Genomic DNA, 21564 nt, shown 5'->3' with positions numbered 1-21564 from the left:
ATATATACAAGACCAGAGTTTGCTCTGGTCTTTTTTTGTGACTATGTTATTAACATCATAATTTATTATTAATTAGTATGTTTGTACAAACCCAATTCCAAATATTATGAAAAAGTTAAGTGCTTTATTTTGTCTTTTAATCTTATTATCTGCTTTTACCTGTGAAGACGAGCCTTTAGAAGGTGATTTCGTTACAGGAGAAAACACTTGTGAAGAAGCGACACTTAATACTGCAGAAGCTGCATTGAATTTTATATCAGTTAATGAGGATACTTATACACAATTATGTAATGCTTACAGAAATGCTTTGGAAGCTCAAATAGTAGCTTGTGGTGATGACGATGGTAGTTTACAGGATGTTATAGATGCTCTAGGAGATTGTACCAATAGTAACCCAATTGACGATTGTACTACGGCTACTGAGGCAGCCGATGCTGCTGAAGCTGCATTTGATGATGCTACAACAGATAACTACACACAATTATGTACGGCTTATAAAGCAGCTCTGGAAAATCAAATTTTTGAATGTGGAGATGAAGATGGAAGTATTCAGTCTATGATTGATGCATTAGGAGATTGTACACAAACAGCTACGCAAGTTGAAATTAGTTTGACAGCAGGTACATTACCAATAGAGTTTGATATTGTTGATGTTGTAGTTGATGGTGATATATTGAAAATAACAGGAGAAACATCTGCTCAAAACAATTACACTATTTATTTTGAAGTTGGTCAAGGTCAGACAGGAGTAGACATAATTAATCCTACTTTTGAATTAACACTTACTTCTGTATTCTTTCCATCAACGCAGGGCTTTGATGACTTTACTTCTAATATCACTGTGAATGAAACAGGTGTTTTAACTGGAACTTTTGGAGGTATAGTAACTAATTCTGGAGGAGGAGATCTAAGCTTAACTTCTGGAATGATAAACATCACCTACTAAGAAATTAAATTAATAGCCTATATAATAAAAGCCACTAGTCAATAGAACTAGTGGCTTTATTTTTTGATTGATGTGATAAGTTTAATTGTCTATACTTCCTGAACCAGACACTTTAGTGTCTTTGTTTTTTGGGTTCCCTCTGTATTCAATATCTCCAGAACCTGTTACTCGAGCTTTAAGATTTCCATTGCAAACAACTGCAGCATCACCAGATCCTGTGACAGATACATCAGTATTGGTAGCTTGTAAGTTAAATCCGTGGAAATCACCAGATCCAGTCACTCCAGCTCTTAGGTCGGTTGTAGACCCTTTTAAGGTCATATCGCCAGAACCTGTGACTTTACCAGATACATTTTTAGTTTGTACATCAAGAACAACGTCGCCAGAGCCAGATAGCGATACGTCTAAACTGTTAGACGTAATTGTGTCTTCATTCCATAGGTCACCTGATCCTGATAAGGATACTTTGTCAATATCTTCAAAAGGAATGGTGATCTTTATGGTTTTATTTCTACTCGGACTAATATTCTTGCCTTTTTCAGTTTTGATATGAAGGCTCCCATTTTTAACTTCTGTAACTATATATTGTAAAAGATTAGACTCTCCTTCAAGTGTTAATTGACCCTCTGTTCCTGCTACTAATATGTAGTCAAAACTTCCTGCACATTTAACAGCATCATAATCTGATGTTGATCTGGTTTCTGTGGTCATATTGCCATTTCCTTTGATCTTTTTCCATTGCGCCTGCGATACTGTAAAGCTTAGAAGCGCAATAACGACTACTATTGAATTTTTCATAATATGTGGTTTTAATTTTGTTGTATTTTTACTGTCTTTTGAATGAAACGCTACCATATTCAGATTTGATTCTGATCATATTTCCGCTGTTGGAATTTCCGTAGTAACCTTGATAATATTTGTCAGATGATTTTATACGTTTATTGGTAAAATTGAAATCGTCTGCATTTCGTAATGATGCATATTCAAGGTCAATATCAAAATTGAAATTGTAAGCTGGATCATAACCAATAGTAATACCATTGTAATCTGATTCTATTTCAATATTACCAGCATTTGCTGCCATTTTTTCAATTTTTATTGAACCATAATCAGCTTTGATACTTACGTTTTTATAAATAGTTCCAAGTCTTAGTGTTAAGTAGTCACCATTACCATCTACATTATTCACATTGTTGATTTTCATAGACCCATAATCACAGTTGTAATTAATGTTTTCTGCAATTTCAATTTCAGACTTTGTATAATCTGCATTGATATCTAAGCTTTTTGCTTTTCCAACGGTATAACCGCTATAATCTGCATTGATTCTTCCGCTTTTGATGTATTCAAAGTAACTGTTATTTGTGTAATCAAATGTCAATGAATTGTTATCTGCCATTAACTCTTTAGTTGTAATTTTACCATAGTCGCAGTTGATATTAGCACGCCCTTCTAATTTATCAAGGTCTATACTTCCGTAGTCATTATTAAGATCTACATTATTGGTTATTGGCATTTTGATAATGTAATTGATCTCCATATTCACATTGTTATTCTTTCCCCAGTTCCACCATGATCTTGATTTGTTTTTATTAAAAAGAGTCTTGGCAGAGACTACTGAACCTGAATTATTAAATTCAACATTAATATCATCTAGCTTCTTCTGAACTTTTTCAAGATCATTACCATTAGTTTTGATTTTTATTTCGAAAGTAATGGTAGAGCCTTCATAGGTGGTGATGTTGATATTTCCATAGCTATTATTGACTTTAAGAGTCGCATTAGCGCTGACATCAAATTGTTTCTTGATTGTTTTTTCTTTAGTATGCTTGCCATTCCAGTTGTCATTTACATTGGCAAATGTCATAGTTGGAATTAAAATAAAAGCAAACAATAACTTATATAGTAGTTGTATTTTCATTTTGGTTTAGTTTAAAATTTTTGACTTCTTCTATGTGTTCTAATACGGTTTTTAATACGTCTATTCTACTCTGAAAATTAGCAATCATGGCGTATACTACGCGTTTATCATTACCGCTTTCAGTAAGATCTATTTTAAGCATTTGATATTCGCCCTCAAGAACTTTAAGTTCTCTTAAAGCGTCATAGATCATATCCTCTGTCTCTGGAGAACGTTGAGCTTCGAGAGCTACTAATTCTTGTTCTATTGCAGTAGTAAAAAAGGACTGCGTCTGAGATAACTCTGGAGATACACTCGCTAAGTCCATTAATTCAGGTTCTTGCTGTTGCACTACAGTAAATATGCTAAAACATAATATTATAGATGCAGCAACGGCCAAGAATGGTTTCCAATAATTAAATCTATTTGGATGGGTATCAACAATGGTGTCATTTTGCTGTTGAAGCTTATCCAAAAATCGTTTCTGATGTCCAAGCTTAGGCATTTCAGTATCGAAATTTCCTTTTAGATTGTCAAACATGTCATTGATAGTGTCTTTACTCATAATAGTATTGTGTCTTTCCAGGATCTAATTTTTTAATAATGAGCCAAAGGGGCTAGCTTCTTACGTAAACTGTCTTTGGCTCTTGAGATCATTGTTCTGCAATTAGCAGGTGAAATATTCATAATGTCACAAATCTCTTCATAGTCATAGCCCTCAATTAAGTGCAGTGTCAAACTCATTCTGTAATTATCTTTAAGCGTATTCATAGTCTCCAGAACTTGATTAGCTTTCAGATTATTAAATTCTTGATCTTCATTTTTTACTGAATTATCTTCAATTTTATAAAGTACATCATCTAAAGAAACATCCTGATACTTACTACTTTTCTTGTAATGATATATACTGTTATTGATTACAATTCGTTTTAACCACGAACCAAAAGTCTTAATCTCTTTTAGAGTATTTAACTTTGTAAAAGCGGTTAAAAATGAATCCTGCATGATGTCCTCAGCTTCAAAACTGTCTTTCACAATTCTAAATGCTGTATTGTACATCGCTTTGTAGTATCTATTATAGACTTCCATTTGCGCATGCTGGTTGCCTGATTTACAAAGCTGCAGTAACTGCTCTATATTTTGATTGGTTAGTGTCAAAAAACAAATGCTTTAATATAGAGATGAGGTACAAATATGTTTGTTACACTTTTAATAAAAAAAGTTTTTATTGTAGTGAAGCGTAATGGCATAACTATTGAATTTATATAAAGGTATATAATTACTTTTACTTGGTAAACACTTGTTTTACAAGGTGAAAAGTAATTTTTAAAATAATTATAAATCTATAGTTCTGTTAGTTTTAATGACAGAATGACCAAAAAAATAATATGGGAAAGTTTAATTTTTTAAAGCTTGACAGTTTGTCATTACAAGATTTTGATGAAAATTCAGAATTAATTCCTTTAATGACTCCCGAAGATGAAGCAAAAATAAATAACGAAGAGTTACCAGATTCATTACCAATATTGCCATTGCGAAATACTGTTTTGTTTCCTGGTGTTGTAATTCCAATTACAGCTGGACGTGATAAGTCAATCAAACTGATTAATGATGCCAATAATGGCGGAAAAGTTATTGGTGTTGTGTCTCAAAAGGATGAAGTCGTTGAAGATCCAACAGCCAATGATATTTATAAAAAAGGAACAGTAGCTCGTATATTAAAGGTGCTCAAAATGCCAGATGGTAATACAACCATCATCATACAAGGAAAAAAACGTTTTGAAATTCAGGATGTTGTATCTGAAGAGCCGTATTTAACAGCTACAGTTAAAGATCTTCCTGAGGCAAAACCTGCGCTGGAAAATCAGGAGTTTACTGCCATCATCGATTCTATCAAAGATCTTTCATTACAAATCATTAAGGATAGTCCTAATATTCCAACAGAGGCCTCTTTCGCCATAAAGAATATTGAGAGTAATTCATTTTTAGTGAATTTCGTATCCTCTAATATGAATTTGTCTGTAAAGGATAAACAAGAGCTATTAGAGATCAACGACCTTAGAGAGCGTGCTTTAAAGACGCTAAAATTTATGAATATAGAGTTGCAGAAATTGGAACTCAAACATGATATTCAGTCTAAGGTTCAAAGCGATATGAACCAACAACAGCGTGAGTATTTCTTACATCAGCAAATGAAAACCATTCAGGAAGAACTTGGTGGTGTGTCTTCAGGAGAGGAGATTGAGGAGATGCGTCAACGTGCTAAGAGCAAAAAGTGGGATGACAAAGTTGCTGAACATTTTGATAAGGAATTGGCTAAAATGCAACGTATGAATCCGCAAGTGGCTGAATACTCCATTCAACGTAATTATCTTGACCTGTTCTTAGATCTTCCATGGAATGAATTTAGCAAGGATAAATTTGATCTAAAACGCGCCATGAAAATTTTAGATCGTGATCATTACGGATTAGATGATGTTAAAAAACGTATCATCGAATACCTTGCGGTTCTAAAATTACGTAACGATATGAAATCACCTATTTTATGTCTCTACGGACCTCCTGGTGTTGGTAAAACATCACTTGGTAAATCTATTGCAGAGGCTTTAGGTAGAGAGTATGTACGTATGTCATTAGGTGGTTTGCGAGATGAGGCTGAAATTCGCGGACATAGAAAAACATACATTGGTGCTATGCCAGGACGAATCATTCAAAGCCTTAAAAAAGCAGGGACTTCTAATCCTGTATTTGTTTTAGATGAAATTGATAAATTATCAAATTCTCATCAAGGCGATCCGTCTTCAGCATTATTGGAAGTATTAGATCCTGAGCAAAATAGTGAGTTCCATGATAATTTTCTCGAAATGGGATTCGATCTCTCAAAGGTGATGTTCATTGCAACATCAAATAGCTTGAATACCATTCAACCGGCTTTATTGGATCGTATGGAAATCATAAATGTGACAGGGTATACTATTGAAGAAAAAGTGGAAATCGGAAAACGTCATTTGTTGCCAAAACAATTGAAAGAGCATGGTCTTACCGATAAACATCTTAAAATAGGTAAGCCTCAACTTGAAAAGATTGTAGAAGGATATACTCGAGAATCTGGTGTTCGTGGACTTGAAAAACAGATTGCCAAAATGGTACGTCATGCTGCGAAGAATATTGCTATGGAAGAGGACTACAACATTAAGGTAACCAATGAAGATGTTATTGATGTGCTTGGAGTTCCACGTTTAGAACGCGATAAATATGAAAATAATAATGTGGCAGGTGTTGTCACTGGATTGGCATGGACTAGAGTAGGAGGCGATATTTTATTTATTGAATCTATTTTGTCTAAAGGAAAAGGTAATTTGACTATTACAGGTAACCTTGGTAAAGTCATGAAAGAATCTGCAACCATTGCTATGGAATACATCAAAGCCAATGCTGATGAGTTTGGAATTGATCCAGAGGTCTTTGATAAATATAATGTTCATATTCACGTACCTGAAGGGGCAACTCCAAAAGATGGTCCAAGTGCAGGTGTGACGATGTTAACTTCTTTAGTATCTTTGTTTACACAGCGTAAAGTCAAAAATAGTTTGGCCATGACTGGTGAAATCACTTTAAGAGGTAAAGTTTTACCAGTTGGTGGGATTAAAGAAAAGATATTAGCTGCCAAGCGTGCTAAGATCAAAGAGATTTTGTTGTGTGAAGACAACAAGCGAGACATTGATGAAATAAAGCCTGAATATTTAAAAGGACTCAAGTTTCATTATGTGAAAGACATGAGTGATGTCTTGAAACTTGCACTAACAAATCAAAAAGTAAAAAATGCTAAAAAGCTTTAAATTATGCATAACTGTTTTAGTGGTAACAGCTTCAAGCATTGGAGCTGTTGCCCAAACAGAAACTTATAAGGATGTTCTTTTAGACGGAAAACCAGCTAAACTCAATACCAAAACGGGAGAAGTGATTTTAGTAGATGCAAAATCTACTACAGCAAAAGCCGCCAAAGCTAAAGATTCCAAATCTAAAACTACAGATCAAAATTCAAAACAAACAGAGATTAAGGCCAATCTCATTACTACAACACAATCGGCTAATACAGCATCAGATCTAAAGGAAAAGACACAATCTAAAATGGATGTAGCTCAACCTGTCGATAGTCCAAAAAAACCTTTAACGCCTGAAAAATCAAGTCAAGCCGAAAAAGCGACAACTATGGTTTATGACACCTCTCTGCCAGAAACAGAGACTACCAACTCAAACTTTCATAAAGTCAAAAAAGGAGAGACGTTGTATGGCTTGTCAAAACGTTACAATGTGAGTTTAGAAGCGCTTAAGAGAGCCAATGATCTGGAAACTACATTGATAAAAACAGGAGAAACACTTCGTGTAAAAAATTTGGATGCGCTCTATGATGCCGATATTTGGATCGTCTCTAAAGATGATACTTTATATAGTATTGCTAAAAAAACCAATACCACTGTAGCAGCCCTTAAAGCCCTAAACGGATTGCAAAGTAATTTGATTAAGATTGGTCAAAAACTTCAGTTAAGATAGAATTCACACCTTTTAAAAAAATAAAATAGACATATACTCGTTTTAAGATAGATTTATTTACTTTGCACACTTATATGCTAAAGAAGATTACCACGATTATTTGTCTGTTGACAACAAGCACTTTTTTTGCCCAAGTAGGTGGTGAGTCAACATATCAATTTTTGAATCTTATAGCATCACCAAGACAAGCTGCTCTTGGAGGAAAAGTCATCACTAACTACGATTATGACGTAACTGGCGGATTGTTTAACCCTGCTACAATTAATCCTGAAATGGATAACCAATTGGCATTGAATTACTCGAGTTATTTGGGTGGTATTAGCTACGGAACAGCGGCTTATGCTTACACTTGGGATAGACATGTTCAAACCTTTCATGTTGGAATGACCTATATCAATTACGGAAGTTTTGATGGTTATGACCTTAATGGAGTATCAACAGGAACATTTACAGGAAACGAAGCAGCATTGTCTGCAGGATATGCATATCAAATTCCGTTTACTGATTTTTACGTTGGTGCAAATCTGAAAATAATTACCTCTAAATTAGAACAGTATAACTCTATTGGTGTTGCTGCCGATTTTGGTGCATTATATATTAATGAACGATTAGATTTTCATGCAGCCTTAACAGTTAGAAACTTAGGAACTCAAATTGTCACTTATGCAGGTTTGAATGAAAAGTTACCATTAGAAGTTACTTTAGGATTATCACAAACTCTAGAAAATATGCCATTACGTTGGCATTTGACTTTTGAAAATCTTCAGACCTGGCCAATTGGATTTTCTAATCCTGCCAGAGCTACCACAGATCTGGATGGTAATCAAACTCAGGAAAAAGTAGGATTTCTAAACGAAGTATTAAGACACACTATTATTGGAGCCGAATTATTTCCAGAACGCGGATTTAGCCTCAGAATGGCATACAACTTTAGACGAGCAGAAGAATTACGTATCTTAGAACAACGAAATTTTTCGGGATTATCCTTTGGTGTAGGGATTAAGCTTAATAAGATGCGATTTAGTTATACGCATGCAAGATATTCGGGAGCGACAAACGCAAGTTTCTTAGGATTACAAATTGATTTAAGATAATGACCAAAATTACTATAGCAATCGACGGATTTTCATCTACAGGTAAAAGTACTGTTGCCAAAAGATTAGCTGCAGAATTGGGTTATGTGTATGTCGATTCTGGTGCTATGTATCGTGCTGTGACACTTTACGCCATGCAGCATGGTTTTATAGAAACAGATTGTTTTGATAAGGAAGGACTAATTTCAAACTTAGATCATATTAAAATCAGTTTTAAGTTCAATCCAGAAAAGGGTTTTGCTGAAGTCTATCTCAATGATGAAAATGTTGAGAAGAACATAAGAACTTTAGAAGTATCTAAGTTTGTAAGTCAGGTAGCTACAGTCTCTGAAGTGAGAGAGCAGTTGGTATTACAACAGCAAAACTTCGGAAAGGATAAAGGTGTGGTTATGGATGGTCGCGATATTGGAACTGTTGTTTTTCCTGATGCCGAATTGAAAATTTTTATGACTGCTTCAGCAGAAAAAAGAGCTAAGCGTCGTTATGATGAACTTAGAGAGCGTGGTGATGAGGTGTGCTATGAGGATGTGCTTCATAATGTTCAAACAAGAGATCATATAGATTCTACAAGAGAAGATTCACCATTGGTTATGGCAGACGATGCAATTAAGGTCGATAATTCTAATATGTCACTCGAAGAACAGTTTGAGGTGGTTTTAGAGCTTTCCGAAGAAAAAATAAAATTACAGCACAAAAAAAAGCGACACTAGGTCGCTTTAATCTATTTTAATCTACCAATTTATAAGTTTGGTATGATTAGTTCTTGGTCTGGATGAATCAAATCTGGATTTTTTAAGATATCAGAGTTTGCTTCAAAAATTGCCTGGTATTTAGCAGGATTGCCATAGTATTGCTTTGCAATTTTCCCTAGAGTTTCTCCACTCTTAACCGTATGTCTGTGATACACAGAGTCATCAGCTACTTTGATATCAGCCATAATATCAGCTGGACTATCACCACCTGCAGCTTTGATACTGTCCCAAAGTAAATCTTTTTCGTATTGTGTTTTTGCAGTTCCCCAGATTTTTAATTTTCCATCTTCTACTTTAACATCGCCATCCTGGATGTTTAAAGATTCTCCTAAGTCTAATACACTTTGGTATTTTTCTCTAACCATAATAATATTTGTTTTTAATTTAGTGTTAATACTATTGTAAATATACCAATTTATGTGCCAAAATATTACTGATGTTAATAAAAATTATTAGGTTTAGTCGGACTCTAAATTAGTTATCAGTTCCTCTTGTATATGATGTCCAGATACGATTACTATTTTCAAAAGTCCAAACTTCGAGTATGTTAGAATCTATAGAGAAAAAAAGTGTATCTGTATTTTCGTTTTCTGTAGTGAATGTAAATACATCATTTTCTGGATCAACACTAAAGGTTCCGTTTGTTAGTGTACCAAAGTCATAACTATACCTTCCTCTTAAGTCTGAAGGATTAGTATCATCTATTAATTCTAATGTTTCACAACAAAACGCTTCGCCAGAAGTGATGTTATTTATACCACGAGCATTAACTTCCCAACGGCCTAAAACACCGGTACTTTCTAATGTTTCACTATTAGAATTTGAATCATCATTCGAGCAGTTAAACATTAAGACACATGCAAGAGTAGAGAGTAAAGTGACAATTTTTTTCATGACTTTATTTTTTTCAAAAGTACTTGTTAGTGTTTTCTGTATGATGTTTTATGTATTATCATTTTGTAAATAAAAGGTTTGCAGTATTAATAATGGTAATAGATATTTGCAAATTGATTAAAATTGATTAATTTTGCACTCCTTTTAGCGAGACTCAGAAAGATAAAAGGAACAAACAATCACAAACAATAACACTTCTGTGTGTTATCGCTTTATTCTTTCTAAACATGCAGAATACAAATTTTAATTCAGCACATGTCTGAAAAAGAAACAAAAAAAGCTGAAGTAGCAACTGCTGAGGCTCCTAAAACTGAGGCTCCTCAAGTATCTGAGGCTCAAGCAAACCCAGAAAAATTCTTAAAAGATTTCAATTGGCACAATTACGAAGAAGGAATTGATCCTGTTGATGACAAGCAATTAGAAGAATTTGAAAAATTAGTATCTGAAAATTTTGTGGATACCTTAGATGACGAAGTTGTAGAAGGTGAAGTGATCCATATTACTGATCGTGATGCTATTATTGACATTAACGCTAAGTCTGAAGGTGTAATCTCTCTTAATGAGTTTCGTTACAATCCAGATTTAAAAGTTGGTGACAAAGTAGAAGTATTAATTGATGTACGTGAAGACGCTACAGGTCAATTGGTATTATCTCACAGAAAAGCTCGTGTTATCAAAGCATGGGATCGTGTAAACAATGCACATGAAACTGGTGAAATCGTTAATGGTTTTGTAAAATGTAGAACTAAAGGTGGTATGATCGTTGACGTATTTGGTATTGAAGCATTCTTACCAGGTTCTCAAATTGATGTGAAACCTATTAGAGATTACGACCAGTACGTAAATAAAACTATGGAATTCAAAGTGGTTAAGATCAATCACGAATTCAAAAACATCGTTGTATCTCACAAAGCGCTTATCGAAGCTGATATCGAAGAGCAGAAGAAGGAGATCATTGGTCAGTTAGAAAAAGGACAAGTACTAGAAGGTATCGTTAAGAACATTACATCTTATGGTGTATTTATTGATCTTGGTGGTGTTGATGGTTTAGTTCACATTACTGATTTATCTTGGTCAAGAATCAACCATCCAAATGAGATTGTTGAATTAGATCAAAAATTAAACGTTGTAATCTTAGACTTTGATGAAGATAAGTCTAGAATCCAATTAGGTCTTAAGCAGTTAAGTAAGCATCCTTGGGAAGCTTTAGGAGACACTGTAAAAGTTGGAGATAAAGTAAAAGGAAAAGTTGTAGTTATTGCTGATTACGGTGCATTCGTAGAAGTAGAAGAAGGTGTTGAAGGATTGGTTCACGTTAGTGAAATGTCATGGTCTACACATTTACGTTCTGCTCAGGATTTCGTATCTGTAGGAGATGAAATTGAAGCAGTAATCTTAACGCTTGATAGAGAAGATCGTAAAATGTCTCTTGGTATTAAGCAATTAACTCCAGATCCATGGACAGATATTACATCTAAATATCCTGTAGGATCTAAGCATTCAGGTATTGTACGTAACTTTACAAACTTTGGCGTGTTTGTTGAATTAGAAGAAGGTATTGATGGATTAATTTACATCTCAGATTTATCTTGGACTAAGAAAATTAAGCATCCAAGTGAATTCTGTAACGTAGGTGATACTTTAGAAGTTGTTGTATTAGAGTTAGATGTTGAAGGACGTAAATTATCTTTAGGTCATAAACAAACTACTGACAACCCATGGGATAAGTATGAAACTGAGTTCGCTTTAGGAACGACACATACTGCTGAAATAGCTGAAATCGTAGACAAAGGTGCTACAATCAACTTCAACGATGATATCGTTGCCTTTGTACCATCTCGTCACTTAGAAAAAGAAGACGGAAGCAAATTGAAGAAAGGTGAAGGAGCAGACTTCAAAATCATTGAGTTCAATAAAGAATTCAAAAGAGTTGTAGCCTCTCATACTGCTATCTTCAAAGAAGAAGAAATGGCAAATGTAAAAGCAGCTGTTAAGAAGCAAGAAGCTCAGGCAGCAGAAGCAAAACCTACTTTAGGTGACGCTAACGACGCTTTACAAGCGCTTAAAGATAAAATGGATGGGAAGAAATAATTCCTAACATTTATAAATTGAAAAGCCTCTCAGAAATGAGAGGCTTTTTTATTGTAAAACAAAACCATTGCAAACCCTAAATTTTTAGCTTAACTTTGTCAGCCAAATACGTTTGGAAAACCATATGAGTCAAAAAGTGTTACTTAATGCTAAAGAGGTAAACATCATTCTTCATCGATTGGCTTGTCAACTTATTGAAAATCACAACGATTTTACAAATACTGTTCTTATTGGATTACAACCAAGAGGAAAATTTCTTGCTAATCGCTTGGCTACAATGCTTAGAGAAGATTACAAGATTAAAAATATCCAACTGGGTCACTTAGATATTACATTTTTTAGAGATGATTTTAGAAGAGGTGAGAAGATATTAGAAGCCAATACAACCGACATCAATTTCATTGTTGAAAATAAAAATATTGTTTTTGTCGATGATGTCCTGTATACTGGTCGTAGTATTAGAGCAGCACTTACAGCCATACAATCGTTTGGAAGACCAAATGAAATAGAATTGCTGACACTTATAGATAGACGTTTCAGCAGGCATTTACCAATTCAGCCTAATTATAGAGGACGACAAGTAGATGCAATTAATGAAGAAAAGGTGAAAGTAAACTGGGTTGAAAATGAAGGAGAAGACTCAGTATATTTGATAAATAGTTAATAATTATGAGCGAGTTAAGTGTGAATCACTTATTAGGAATTAAATATCTTAATACAAAAGATATTCAATTGATCTTTGAAACTGCCGATCATTTTAAAGAAGTGATCAATAGACCAATTAAAAAAGTTCCTTCGCTTAGAGATATTACAATAGCTAATCTGTTTTTTGAAAATTCTACTCGTACAAAGTTATCTTTTGAACTAGCAGAAAAACGATTATCTGCTGATGTTATTAATTTTTCAGCGTCTCAGTCTTCGGTAAAAAAAGGGGAAACACTCATAGACACAGTAAACAATATCTTATCTATGAAAGTAGATATGGTTGTTATGCGTCATCCTAATCCTGGAGCAGGTGTGTTTTTATCGCAACATGTCGATGCTAGTATTATAAATGCTGGAGATGGTGCACATGAACATCCTACACAAGCTCTTTTAGATAGTTATTCCATACGAGAGCGTCTAGGTGATGTTAAGGGCAAAAATGTGGTTATTGTTGGTGATATTTTACACAGCAGAGTGGCATTGTCTAATATTTATGCCTTACAACTGCAAGGTGCCAATGTGATGGTCTGTGGACCAAAAACATTGCTTCCTAAATACATAAAAGATTTAGGTGTAAAAGTAGAAACAGATCTTCTTAAAGCTTTAAATTGGTGTGATGTCGCTAATATGTTACGTGTTCAAAATGAACGTATGGATATTAGCTATTTCCCATCAACCAGAGAATATACACAGCAATATGGTGTAAATAAAACTTTGTTAAATTCTCTGGACAAGGAAATTACTATTATGCATCCTGGACCAATAAATAGAGGCGTAGAGATTACCAGTGATGTAGCCGATTCTGATCAGGCGATTATTTTAGATCAAGTTCAAAATGGTGTAGCGATTAGAATGGCTGTGATCTATTTATTGGCCTCTAAAATAAAACACTAAGTTTATGATTTTTGATAAAAGCGGAAATACGACTATAATTACTCAGGAAAACGAAGAAACAGTAGAACTTGTTAAAAAAATACAAGTCCTTTATGAACGTTATAAAAATAATAATATTATTGTATCGCTAACCACACTAGACAAAGTAACACTACCAGATATTGTTGAGTTTTTGCAATTGTCTAACACACATCGAAAAGCAAAACATTCATTTGTTATTGTCACTGATAAAGCTAATCTTGATGAAACTCCAGATGAAATAGTTGTCGTACCAACCATTCAAGAAGCCTACGATATCATTGAAATGGAAGATATCGAAAGGGATCTTGGCTTCTAAAAACCATTTAGTCGCTTAATCGTTTTGTTGTTAAGCCGATATTTTCCTTTTTGAGAATCAATTTAATAACTCAACAACTTTACTTCTAACTAGAAATGAAACTAACCATACTTGGCTGTTACAGTGCCACTCCACGAACTGATACAAATCCAACCGCTCAGGTTTTGGAAATTAATAATCACATGTTTTTAATCGATTGTGGTGAAGGTACTCAGGTTGAGTTAAGACGTAATAAGATAAAATTCAGTAGAATTAAACACATCTTTATTTCGCATTTGCATGGAGACCATTGCTTTGGTTTAGTAGGCTTAATTTCTACGTTCAGATTATTAACTCGTGAAGCCGATCTTCATGTCTATGCACCAAAAGGTCTGAAAGAAGTGATTACACTCCAAATGAAACTTTCAGAATCTTGGACAAATTATAAACTCATTTTCCATGAGCTATCTTCTAAATCTTCGGAAATGATATACGAAGACGATAAGGTTGAAGTACATACTATTCCGTTAGATCACAGAATCTATACTAATGGATTTTTGTTTAAAGAGAAATTAGGTGAACGGAAGCTGGATATGAATGCTGTTTTGAACGCAGATATTGATGTAGCTTACTACAGAAAACTAAAACAAGGTGCAGATGTTCCAGACAATAACGGATATATGGTAGAAAATGCAACAGTTACCTTAGATCCTAAACCACCAAAGAGCTATGCGTTTTGTAGTGATACAGCTTATAATGAAGCTATGATACCTGTGATACAGAATGTTGATGTTTTGTATCATGAATCTACTTTTATAGAAAAAAATGAGGCATTAGCAGCACCAACTAAGCATTCAACAGCAAAGCAAGCAGCAACTATAGCAAAAAAAGCAAATGTTAAACAACTTATTTTGGGACACTATTCAACCCGTTATGATGATTTAAGTATGTTTAAAACCGAAGCTGAAACAATCTTTCCTAATGTTGAATTGGCTAGAGATGGAAAAACGTTTGAGTTTTAAAAGAGGGTATCTATTTTTTAATCTCTTTCTTAAACTCATCCAATTGTGTCATCCATTCGATAGCTTCATCTAAACTACGACAACGTTTCAAGCTTTTGCTGAAGAAATGTTTTTCTAAAGTTGAATTAAGATAGCTAAAGTCATTGTATGATACGATGGCAGTGGCAATGAGGAAATCATATTCGTTATTGAAATCTAACCATAACTGTGGTTCAAAAGAGTAGGAGTTCACCCGGTTTGCAATATATCCAACTCTAATACCTTTACGTATATCCTCAGTAAATCTGGTAATTAGTTCACTGGCAACACTGTGATCAACGTGTATACCTTCGTTTAATTCTGAGATCACAAAATGTTTTGTAGAGTAAATTGTTCCGAACGGAAAATCGATTTTTTTATATTCTAAAAGTTTAGAATATTTACTGTTTTCAAATTTCATTACAAGGGATTATTCCTTAAATTTATAAGAAATTTATGAGGATGAGAAAGAAAAAGAATATTAAATACGATAATAAAATCTAATGAATACAGACTTAGGCAATTACAGAAAATCTTACGAAAAGCAAGAATTATTAGAAACCAATGTAAGTGATAACCCTATGGAGCTTTTTCAAAAATGGTTTCATGAGGTAGATAAAAACTTTGATATTGATGAGACTAATGCTATGACTATCAGTACAATTGGTTTAGATGGTTATCCAAAGAGTAGAGTGGTGTTGTTGAAAAAATTCACCTATGAAGGCTTTATTTTCTATACCAATTACACAAGTGAAAAAGGCAAGGCCATTCTTAAAAATCCTAATGTTTGTATCTCTTTCTTTTGGCCAGCTGCTGAACGTCAAATCATTATTAAAGGTAAAGCTGAAAAAATAGCTGAGAATTTAAGCGATGGTTATTTTGAATCCAGACCAAGAGGAAGTCAGTTAGGAGCAGTTGTTTCAAATCAGAGTGATGTGATTGAAAACAGAGATGTTTTAGAACAGAATCTCAAACAGCTAGAATCTAAATTTGAAGGAAAAGAAATTCCAAGACCTGACTTTTGGGGCGGATTCATAGTAAAGCCAGTTGAACTTGAATTTTGGCAAGGGCGACCTAACCGATTACATGATAGATTACGTTACCAATTGGATGAAAACTTCAATTGGATTCTGGAACGTTTATCACCCTGATTTGAATTTTCAAAACATCGATGAAATGCACTTAAAAATCGCTTAAGTGTATTTTTTTTGATTCAAAACATGTATTTCATCGATGATTTACCTAATTTTTCGATGAAATGCATGTATTTTATCGATTTTAACAAATCATTAACAGTTTTTATATAATACGGACTCTATTTTAGTAATCCCAAATCTAAATAGTCCACATTATGAAACCTACTAAGTACTTGCCTATTATGGTATTAGTTGCCTTGTTATCGTTTTCTTGTTCTACAGAAAACTTTCCAGAAGAGACAATTGACAGTATGGAATTGCCTGTTCCTCCAGCAGCAAAACTCATTGAAATAGAAATTCTTGAGTTAATCAATGCACACAGAATTAATGAAGGTCTTACACCTTTAAACAATCATAATATTATTAAAGCCGTAGCTTACACTCACACTGATTATATGGTAGAATCTAATACTGTAGGTCATGATAACTTTTTCCAACGCAAAAACAGTTTAATACAAAATGCTTCAGCTACTAGAGTATCTGAAAATGTTGCCTATGCATATAACTCAGCAGAATCTGTTGTAAATGCATGGTTAAATAGTGATGGACATAGAGAAAATATAGAAGGAGATTACACCGATTTTGATATTTCTGCAGAACAAAATGATGAGGGGAAATGGTATTTCACCAATATATTCATCAAAAAATAAACGTTTAAAAATTGATTAATAGCAAATCGTTATTTTTAGGCCACAGGTTTACTGTGGCTTTTTTGTTTAGTGATTAAAAGGTTCTGAAAAGTCTCTTATTCTTTTTAAATCTGTTCCTTCTAGATTTTCATATTCTGCCCAAAGGATTACATCTCTTGCATCACTCTTAGCAGCTTCAAGGTGCTTTTTTAGAGTATTTATATTACCATCACTTAAAAATATAATACAGCGTATGACACGTGCAATGTTGAGATGAAGATTATTTAACAGAAATATAGATATGATAGACATTGCTGTTATATGGTCTTCTTTAAATAGAATTCTTATTTTCTGTCTGATATCTTCTGGTAATGGTTTCAATCTTTTTGATGACGATCTTAAGTATGAAAGTAAATATACTAAGGTTTTCATTCTACCTATATGTATTCATATAAAAAAAGCAGACTCATGTCAAGTCTGCTTTTTTAAAGTTTAGTTTAGAGGGTAATAATTATTCTTTTAGTATGTAGAAATATGATCTTCTGTTTAATTGGTGCTTTTCCTCGCTACATTTAACACCGTTTGCACATTCATTTAGTAATTGTGATTCACCAAATCCAATAGCACTCTCTATACGTTCTGGTGCGATTCCTCTGGAAATGATATAATCTCTGGTTGACTTAGCTCGTCTATCTGATAATTTCATATTGTATTTATCACGTCCACGACTATCTGTATGAGATTCAATCTTAATTACCATAGTTGGATGCGCACGCATCACATCCACAATATTTTCAAGTTCATACTGAGCATCTGTTCTAATATTCCACTTATCAAAATCAAAGAATATAGGGTTGATGACAATCTGGCTATCATTGATTAATGGCTCTAAGTAAAGGTCAGCTTCAGTCACTTTTTCGTGTTCGTTATCTGTGGTAATCTTCTTTTGATCTTCTTTATAATCTTCTTTACTGGCTATAACTGTGTAGGATGTATTACAATCTGCAGTAAACTCATAAGTTCCATCTGCTCCAGATCTAACTTCAGCAATAACTTTTCCTACATCGTTGATTAGTTTTACAGTCGCGCCTGGAAGTACTTCGTTAGTATTTCGATCTCGTGTAACTCCTTTTATGGTTTGAATACAAATTGAGGCATCAAATGCATATATATCATCACTTCCTTGACCATTAGGTCTATTAGATGAGAAGTAGCCTGTATGTTCATTTTCTACTTCAGAAGCATTTTTGAAATATGCAAAATCATCATAACCACTATTGTAAGGTGCACCTAAATTTTCTGGCTCTGTAGTTTCATCTTTTAGGATGTTAGATTTAAAAATATCTAAAAACCCTAGATTTAAATGACCATCAGATGAAAAGTAGAAGGTACTGTCTTTCTCAATAAACGGGAACATCTCACGACCTTCAGTATTAATTTTATTACCTAAATTTTTAGGTTCAGAATACTCATTACCACCTTTGATGTCAACTACATAAATATCTGTTTCTCCCAGTCCGCCTTCACGATCAGATACAAAGTATAATTGTTTGTTATCTGGACTTAATGCTGGATGACCAGTAGAGAACACGTCATCATTAAAAGGTAATTCTATAATGTTAGTCCATTGCTCACCAACTAAGGTAGCTTTATATAATTTTAAATGAGTGGTACCTTTCTTATCATATTTCACTTTTTTATTACCCTTACTCATATTATCTCTTGTGAAATACATTGTGTTTCCGTCATTAGTTATGGCAATAGTGGCTTCGTGAAAATCGGTATTTAATTTTTCCGCATTTATAAAATCTGGTGTCCCATAAGTTACAGTATCTACTTTTTTGTTAACATCAACTTGATAGATATCCAGAAATGGTTCTTGGTTCCAATTATATAATTTTTTATCATCTGTATTTCGTGAAGATGCAAAGAAAAGTTTATCATCATGGACATAAGATCCAAAATCTGAATACTTAGAATTAAACGGTAGATTCTGGATAGTTACAATTTCATTCTTTTCTGAACTAGCCAGCTCATTGTATTTAGCAATATTTTCTGGATTATAGTCCTTTACACGAGAATCATTATTTTGAATGGTCATGAATGTTTGCATCCAGGAGTCTGCTTCTTCATATTGTCCAAGACTTCTCAAAGATTGTATATGTTTGTAGATATATTCTGGGTTAATATCATCTTTTCCGTATTTTTCTAGAGCAATACCATACCAATAGGCAGCTTTTTCAGATTTAGAATTGTTGTAGTAACAATCACCTAAACGTGTTAATACGTGAAGACTGGTGTCTCCCTTTTTCAGAACTTCTTCATAAAGCTCTGTGGCTTTTACATACCCAAAGTTGCTAAAAAACTTATCAGCAAGTTTTTCCTGGGCCATCATAATTGTGCTACTAAACACAAAAATTAAGATTAATAACTTTGATTTCATGTGTTGTTTTTTAGAAGTATCTTGGTGATTTAATACGTTTACTTTTAAATATTTCAAACATTAATAAGACTTCGTGTGTACCACTTGTATAAGGTCTTAGGTCTGAAATAGGATATTCGTAGGCGTAACCAATTCGTAATTGTTTCGAGACTTGAAAATCTGCAATTCCACCAAGAGCTCCTGCACGTTCGTTAACTCTATAACCAGCACCAATCCAGAATTTTTCATAAAATAAAAAGTTTGCTGTTAGGTCAAAGGAAAGTGGTGCTCCGTTGGTAGCTTTCAGGAGTGCAGCAGGCTTGAATTTAGTGTTCTCGCTTATGTCAAATACATAGCCACCAGTAAAGTAGTAGCTAATTCTTTCCAATGCTTGAAACTCGGCATCACCAGTATAATCTGTGTTTAAAATTCTTGGTGCTGACAAGCCTAAATACCATCGGTCACTATGCCAGTATAGTCCTGTACCAATATTTGGTTTCCATCGATCTTCAAAACCGAAGATTACTGGATCATTTGCTTGTGATTGCTGGAAATCGGCATCTAAGCTATAACTTGTAAATCCGGCTTTTATTCCAAAAGCTAATTTACTATTCTCTCCAGTTGGAATAGTATATGAAAAATCTCCATACAAATATGAAAAGTTTTGATATCCAAGTTCATCATTTATAAACGAAACCCCTAAACCAATTCTTTCATTTCTAATTGGTGTATGCACAGAGAGTGTTTGAGTTTGCGGACCTCCTTCGAGACCAACCCACTGACTTCTATGTAAACCTACAACACTCAATGTTTCTCTACTTCCTGCATAAGCTGGATTTATAGAAATAGTATTGTACATATACTGGGTAAACTGGGGTAGTTGTTGTGCAACTCCCATCCAGCTACTGAACAGTATAAATGCTATAATATTAAACTTGACTAATTTCATATAGGTTAAGATTTATTTTGTTGAAACGTAGATTGGTCCTGTAAACGGTCTTAGTCCACTATTCTTAATATTTAATACATAATAGTATGTTCCTGTTGGTACAAAGTTTGAACTTCCTACTGAAGCTTTAGATGATGTACCATTCCAATCATTTTGATAATTGAAATTCTCATATATTTTTGCTCCCCAACGGTTGAAGATTTGCAATTCATAAACAAATCCACAATCTTCAACACCAGTAATGGTAAAGAACTCATTAATACCATCAAAGTTTGCTGTTACTGCTTTAGAGATCACTACATCATCTTCTCCACATGGGAATACAACACATTCATCATCTATAGTAATAGTTACAGTTACTTCGTCTGGACATTCTCCAGCATAAGTGTAAGTGAATTCATAATCACCTAATTGATCTTCAGTATAATCACCATTGAAATCTAATAATGATGATGGGTTAAATATACTTCCATCAATTGTGGCATTTCCTGATGTAACGGTCCAAACTCCATCTACGTCATAGTCGCCAATCAATAGATCGAAAAGGTCAAATTCAAAATCTTCAGCAATACAAAGTGATCCGTCTTGAGTTGGAATCTCACTTTGTACAGTGACGTTAATAGTTTGTGTAAAGATGGCTTCATTACCACACTCATCACTTACAAACCAATCTCTTATGATTTGATAATCCATATCTGTTCCATCTGATGTTGAAGTTTCATTAAATTCTACCGTCATATTAGTAGAACAAGCATCTTCAAATACCAATTCTGGTACTTCAGGAATATCACTACAAACCACATCTATTACTTCTTCTAATTCACCAACTAATGTTGGAGCAGTAGTATCTTGAACGGTTATGGTCTGAACAAAAGAAGACGCATTTCCACAGTCATCAGTTAATGTCCAAACTCTGGTAATAATAGATTCACTTGGACAATCACCTTCAGCAACTTCATCGGTAAAGATGGCTTCAAGATCTGTTGAGCAGTTGTCCGCTTCATCAGTCACATCACCAGTTAAAGTAAGATCGTTGACATCTACATCACATTCTATAACTATATCCGCAGGAACAGTAAATGTAGGCGCTGTTGTATCTTGAACCGTAATGGTCTGAACTTGTGTAGTTGTATTATCACAGTCATCCGTTAATGTCCATGTTCTGGTAATGATAGATTCGTT

General features: G+C 33.9%; 23 protein-coding genes. 12 read left to right on the top strand and 11 right to left on the bottom strand.

Annotated elements, in window-relative coordinates; all coding sequences use genetic code 11:
- Positions 1-106 precede the first annotated feature (106 nt).
- Positions 107-946 (top strand): hypothetical protein, encoded by an 840-nt coding sequence (locus Q0951_RS08585; protein WP_299336169.1) that lies wholly within the window; start codon positions 107-109, stop codon positions 944-946.
- An 81-nt stretch (positions 947-1027) separates the two neighbouring features.
- Here Q0951_RS08585 and Q0951_RS08580 read toward each other — a convergent pair whose 3' ends face one another.
- From Q0951_RS08580 to Q0951_RS08565, 4 genes are read right to left on the bottom strand one after another with little or no spacing between them, the layout of a single operon-like run.
- A complete protein-coding gene (locus Q0951_RS08580) occupies positions 1028-1744 on the bottom strand; it encodes a head GIN domain-containing protein (RefSeq protein ID WP_299336168.1) in 717 nt (238 codons plus the stop codon).
- A gap of 28 nt (positions 1745-1772) precedes the next feature.
- Complete coding sequence (locus tag Q0951_RS08575; RefSeq protein ID WP_299336167.1) at positions 1773-2867, bottom strand: hypothetical protein; 1095 nt, start codon at positions 2865-2867, stop codon at positions 1773-1775.
- Complete coding sequence (locus Q0951_RS08570; protein ID WP_299336166.1) at positions 2845-3411, bottom strand: hypothetical protein; 567 nt, start codon at positions 3409-3411, stop codon at positions 2845-2847. The genes Q0951_RS08575 and Q0951_RS08570 overlap by 23 nt, the downstream gene beginning before the upstream one ends.
- 32 nt (positions 3412-3443) lie before the next feature.
- Positions 3444-4004, bottom strand: a complete 561-nt coding sequence (locus Q0951_RS08565; RefSeq protein ID WP_299336165.1) for an RNA polymerase sigma factor — start codon at positions 4002-4004, stop codon at positions 3444-3446.
- Between the two features lie 230 nt (positions 4005-4234).
- Here Q0951_RS08565 and lon point away from each other — a divergent pair, with 230 nt between their 5' ends.
- The 4 genes from lon to cmk all read left to right on the top strand — a co-directional run bounded on the left by lon (position 4235) and on the right by cmk (position 9204).
- Positions 4235-6685: an endopeptidase La gene (gene lon / locus Q0951_RS08560; RefSeq protein ID WP_299336164.1), complete on the top strand. Its 2451-nt coding sequence runs from the start codon at positions 4235-4237 to the stop codon at positions 6683-6685.
- A complete protein-coding gene (locus Q0951_RS08555) occupies positions 6669-7400 on the top strand; it encodes a LysM peptidoglycan-binding domain-containing protein (protein ID WP_299336163.1) in 732 nt (243 codons plus the stop codon). Before lon ends, Q0951_RS08555 begins: the two co-directional genes overlap by 17 nt.
- 74 nt (positions 7401-7474) lie before the next feature.
- On the top strand, positions 7475-8494 hold the full coding sequence (porQ, locus tag Q0951_RS08550; RefSeq protein ID WP_299336162.1) for a type IX secretion system protein PorQ: 1020 nt from the start codon (positions 7475-7477) through the stop codon (positions 8492-8494).
- Positions 8494-9204, top strand: a complete 711-nt coding sequence (cmk, locus tag Q0951_RS08545) for a (d)CMP kinase (RefSeq protein WP_299336161.1) — start codon at positions 8494-8496, stop codon at positions 9202-9204. The genes porQ and cmk overlap by 1 nt, the downstream gene beginning before the upstream one ends.
- Positions 9205-9233: 29 nt before the next feature.
- On the opposite strand, the gene Q0951_RS08540 is transcribed toward cmk, so the two are convergent.
- Positions 9234-9611: a LysM peptidoglycan-binding domain-containing protein gene (locus tag Q0951_RS08540; RefSeq protein ID WP_299336160.1), complete on the bottom strand. Its 378-nt coding sequence runs from the start codon at positions 9609-9611 to the stop codon at positions 9234-9236.
- A 109-nt stretch (positions 9612-9720) separates the two neighbouring features.
- Positions 9721-10140: a hypothetical protein gene (locus tag Q0951_RS08535; RefSeq protein WP_299336159.1), complete on the bottom strand. Its 420-nt coding sequence runs from the start codon at positions 10138-10140 to the stop codon at positions 9721-9723.
- 255 nt (positions 10141-10395) lie between these two features.
- Between Q0951_RS08535 and rpsA the strand changes: the two genes are divergently transcribed.
- The 5 genes from rpsA (at position 10396) to Q0951_RS08510 (ending at position 15168) form a co-directional block, all read left to right on the top strand.
- Positions 10396-12231, top strand: a complete 1836-nt coding sequence (gene rpsA, locus Q0951_RS08530; protein ID WP_299336158.1) for a 30S ribosomal protein S1 — start codon at positions 10396-10398, stop codon at positions 12229-12231.
- A 124-nt stretch (positions 12232-12355) separates the two neighbouring features.
- Positions 12356-12895, top strand: a complete 540-nt coding sequence (gene pyrR / locus Q0951_RS08525; RefSeq protein WP_299336157.1) for a bifunctional pyr operon transcriptional regulator/uracil phosphoribosyltransferase PyrR — start codon at positions 12356-12358, stop codon at positions 12893-12895.
- 5 nt (positions 12896-12900) lie between these two features.
- Positions 12901-13830, top strand: coding sequence for an aspartate carbamoyltransferase catalytic subunit (locus tag Q0951_RS08520; RefSeq protein WP_299336156.1), 930 nt, complete (start codon positions 12901-12903; stop codon positions 13828-13830).
- A 4-nt stretch (positions 13831-13834) separates the two neighbouring features.
- Entirely contained in the window at positions 13835-14167 is a 333-nt protein-coding gene (locus Q0951_RS08515; RefSeq protein WP_299336155.1) for a ribonuclease Z, read from the top strand.
- A gap of 95 nt (positions 14168-14262) precedes the next feature.
- A complete protein-coding gene (locus Q0951_RS08510; RefSeq protein WP_299336154.1) occupies positions 14263-15168 on the top strand; it encodes a ribonuclease Z in 906 nt (301 codons plus the stop codon).
- 10 nt (positions 15169-15178) lie between these two features.
- Here Q0951_RS08510 and Q0951_RS08505 read toward each other — a convergent pair whose 3' ends face one another.
- Positions 15179-15607 carry a hypothetical protein gene (locus Q0951_RS08505; RefSeq protein ID WP_299336153.1) on the bottom strand — a complete coding sequence of 143 codons (429 nt, stop codon included), beginning with the start codon at positions 15605-15607 and terminating at the stop codon, positions 15179-15181.
- Positions 15608-15689: 82 nt separating this feature from the next.
- Between Q0951_RS08505 and pdxH the strand changes: the two genes are divergently transcribed.
- Together pdxH and Q0951_RS08495 are read left to right on the top strand one after the other, a co-directional pair.
- Positions 15690-16337, top strand: coding sequence for a pyridoxamine 5'-phosphate oxidase (gene pdxH, locus Q0951_RS08500; RefSeq protein WP_299336152.1), 648 nt, complete (start codon positions 15690-15692; stop codon positions 16335-16337).
- A gap of 200 nt (positions 16338-16537) precedes the next feature.
- Positions 16538-17032, top strand: a complete 495-nt coding sequence (locus Q0951_RS08495; protein WP_299336151.1) for a CAP domain-containing protein — start codon at positions 16538-16540, stop codon at positions 17030-17032.
- 66 nt (positions 17033-17098) lie between these two features.
- On the opposite strand, the gene Q0951_RS08490 is transcribed toward Q0951_RS08495, so the two are convergent.
- From Q0951_RS08490 to Q0951_RS08475, 4 genes are all read right to left on the bottom strand, one after another.
- Entirely contained in the window at positions 17099-17443 is a 345-nt protein-coding gene (locus tag Q0951_RS08490) for a hypothetical protein (RefSeq protein WP_299336150.1), read from the bottom strand.
- 79 nt (positions 17444-17522) lie between these two features.
- Positions 17523-19454 (bottom strand): OmpA family protein, encoded by a 1932-nt coding sequence (locus tag Q0951_RS08485; protein ID WP_299336149.1) that lies wholly within the window; start codon positions 19452-19454, stop codon positions 17523-17525.
- A gap of 10 nt (positions 19455-19464) precedes the next feature.
- A complete protein-coding gene (locus Q0951_RS08480) occupies positions 19465-20382 on the bottom strand; it encodes a type IX secretion system membrane protein PorP/SprF (protein ID WP_299336148.1) in 918 nt (305 codons plus the stop codon).
- 12 nt (positions 20383-20394) lie between these two features.
- On the bottom strand, positions 20395-21564 hold a 1170-nt coding region (locus Q0951_RS08475), incomplete at its 5' end, for a gliding motility-associated C-terminal domain-containing protein (protein WP_299336147.1).

Source organism: uncultured Psychroserpens sp., from assembly GCF_947501425.1.
Taxonomy (GTDB): domain Bacteria; phylum Bacteroidota; class Bacteroidia; order Flavobacteriales; family Flavobacteriaceae; genus Psychroserpens.
The sequence above is the reverse complement of the archived record's forward strand: the minus strand, read 5'-3'. Positions and strand labels throughout refer to the sequence as shown.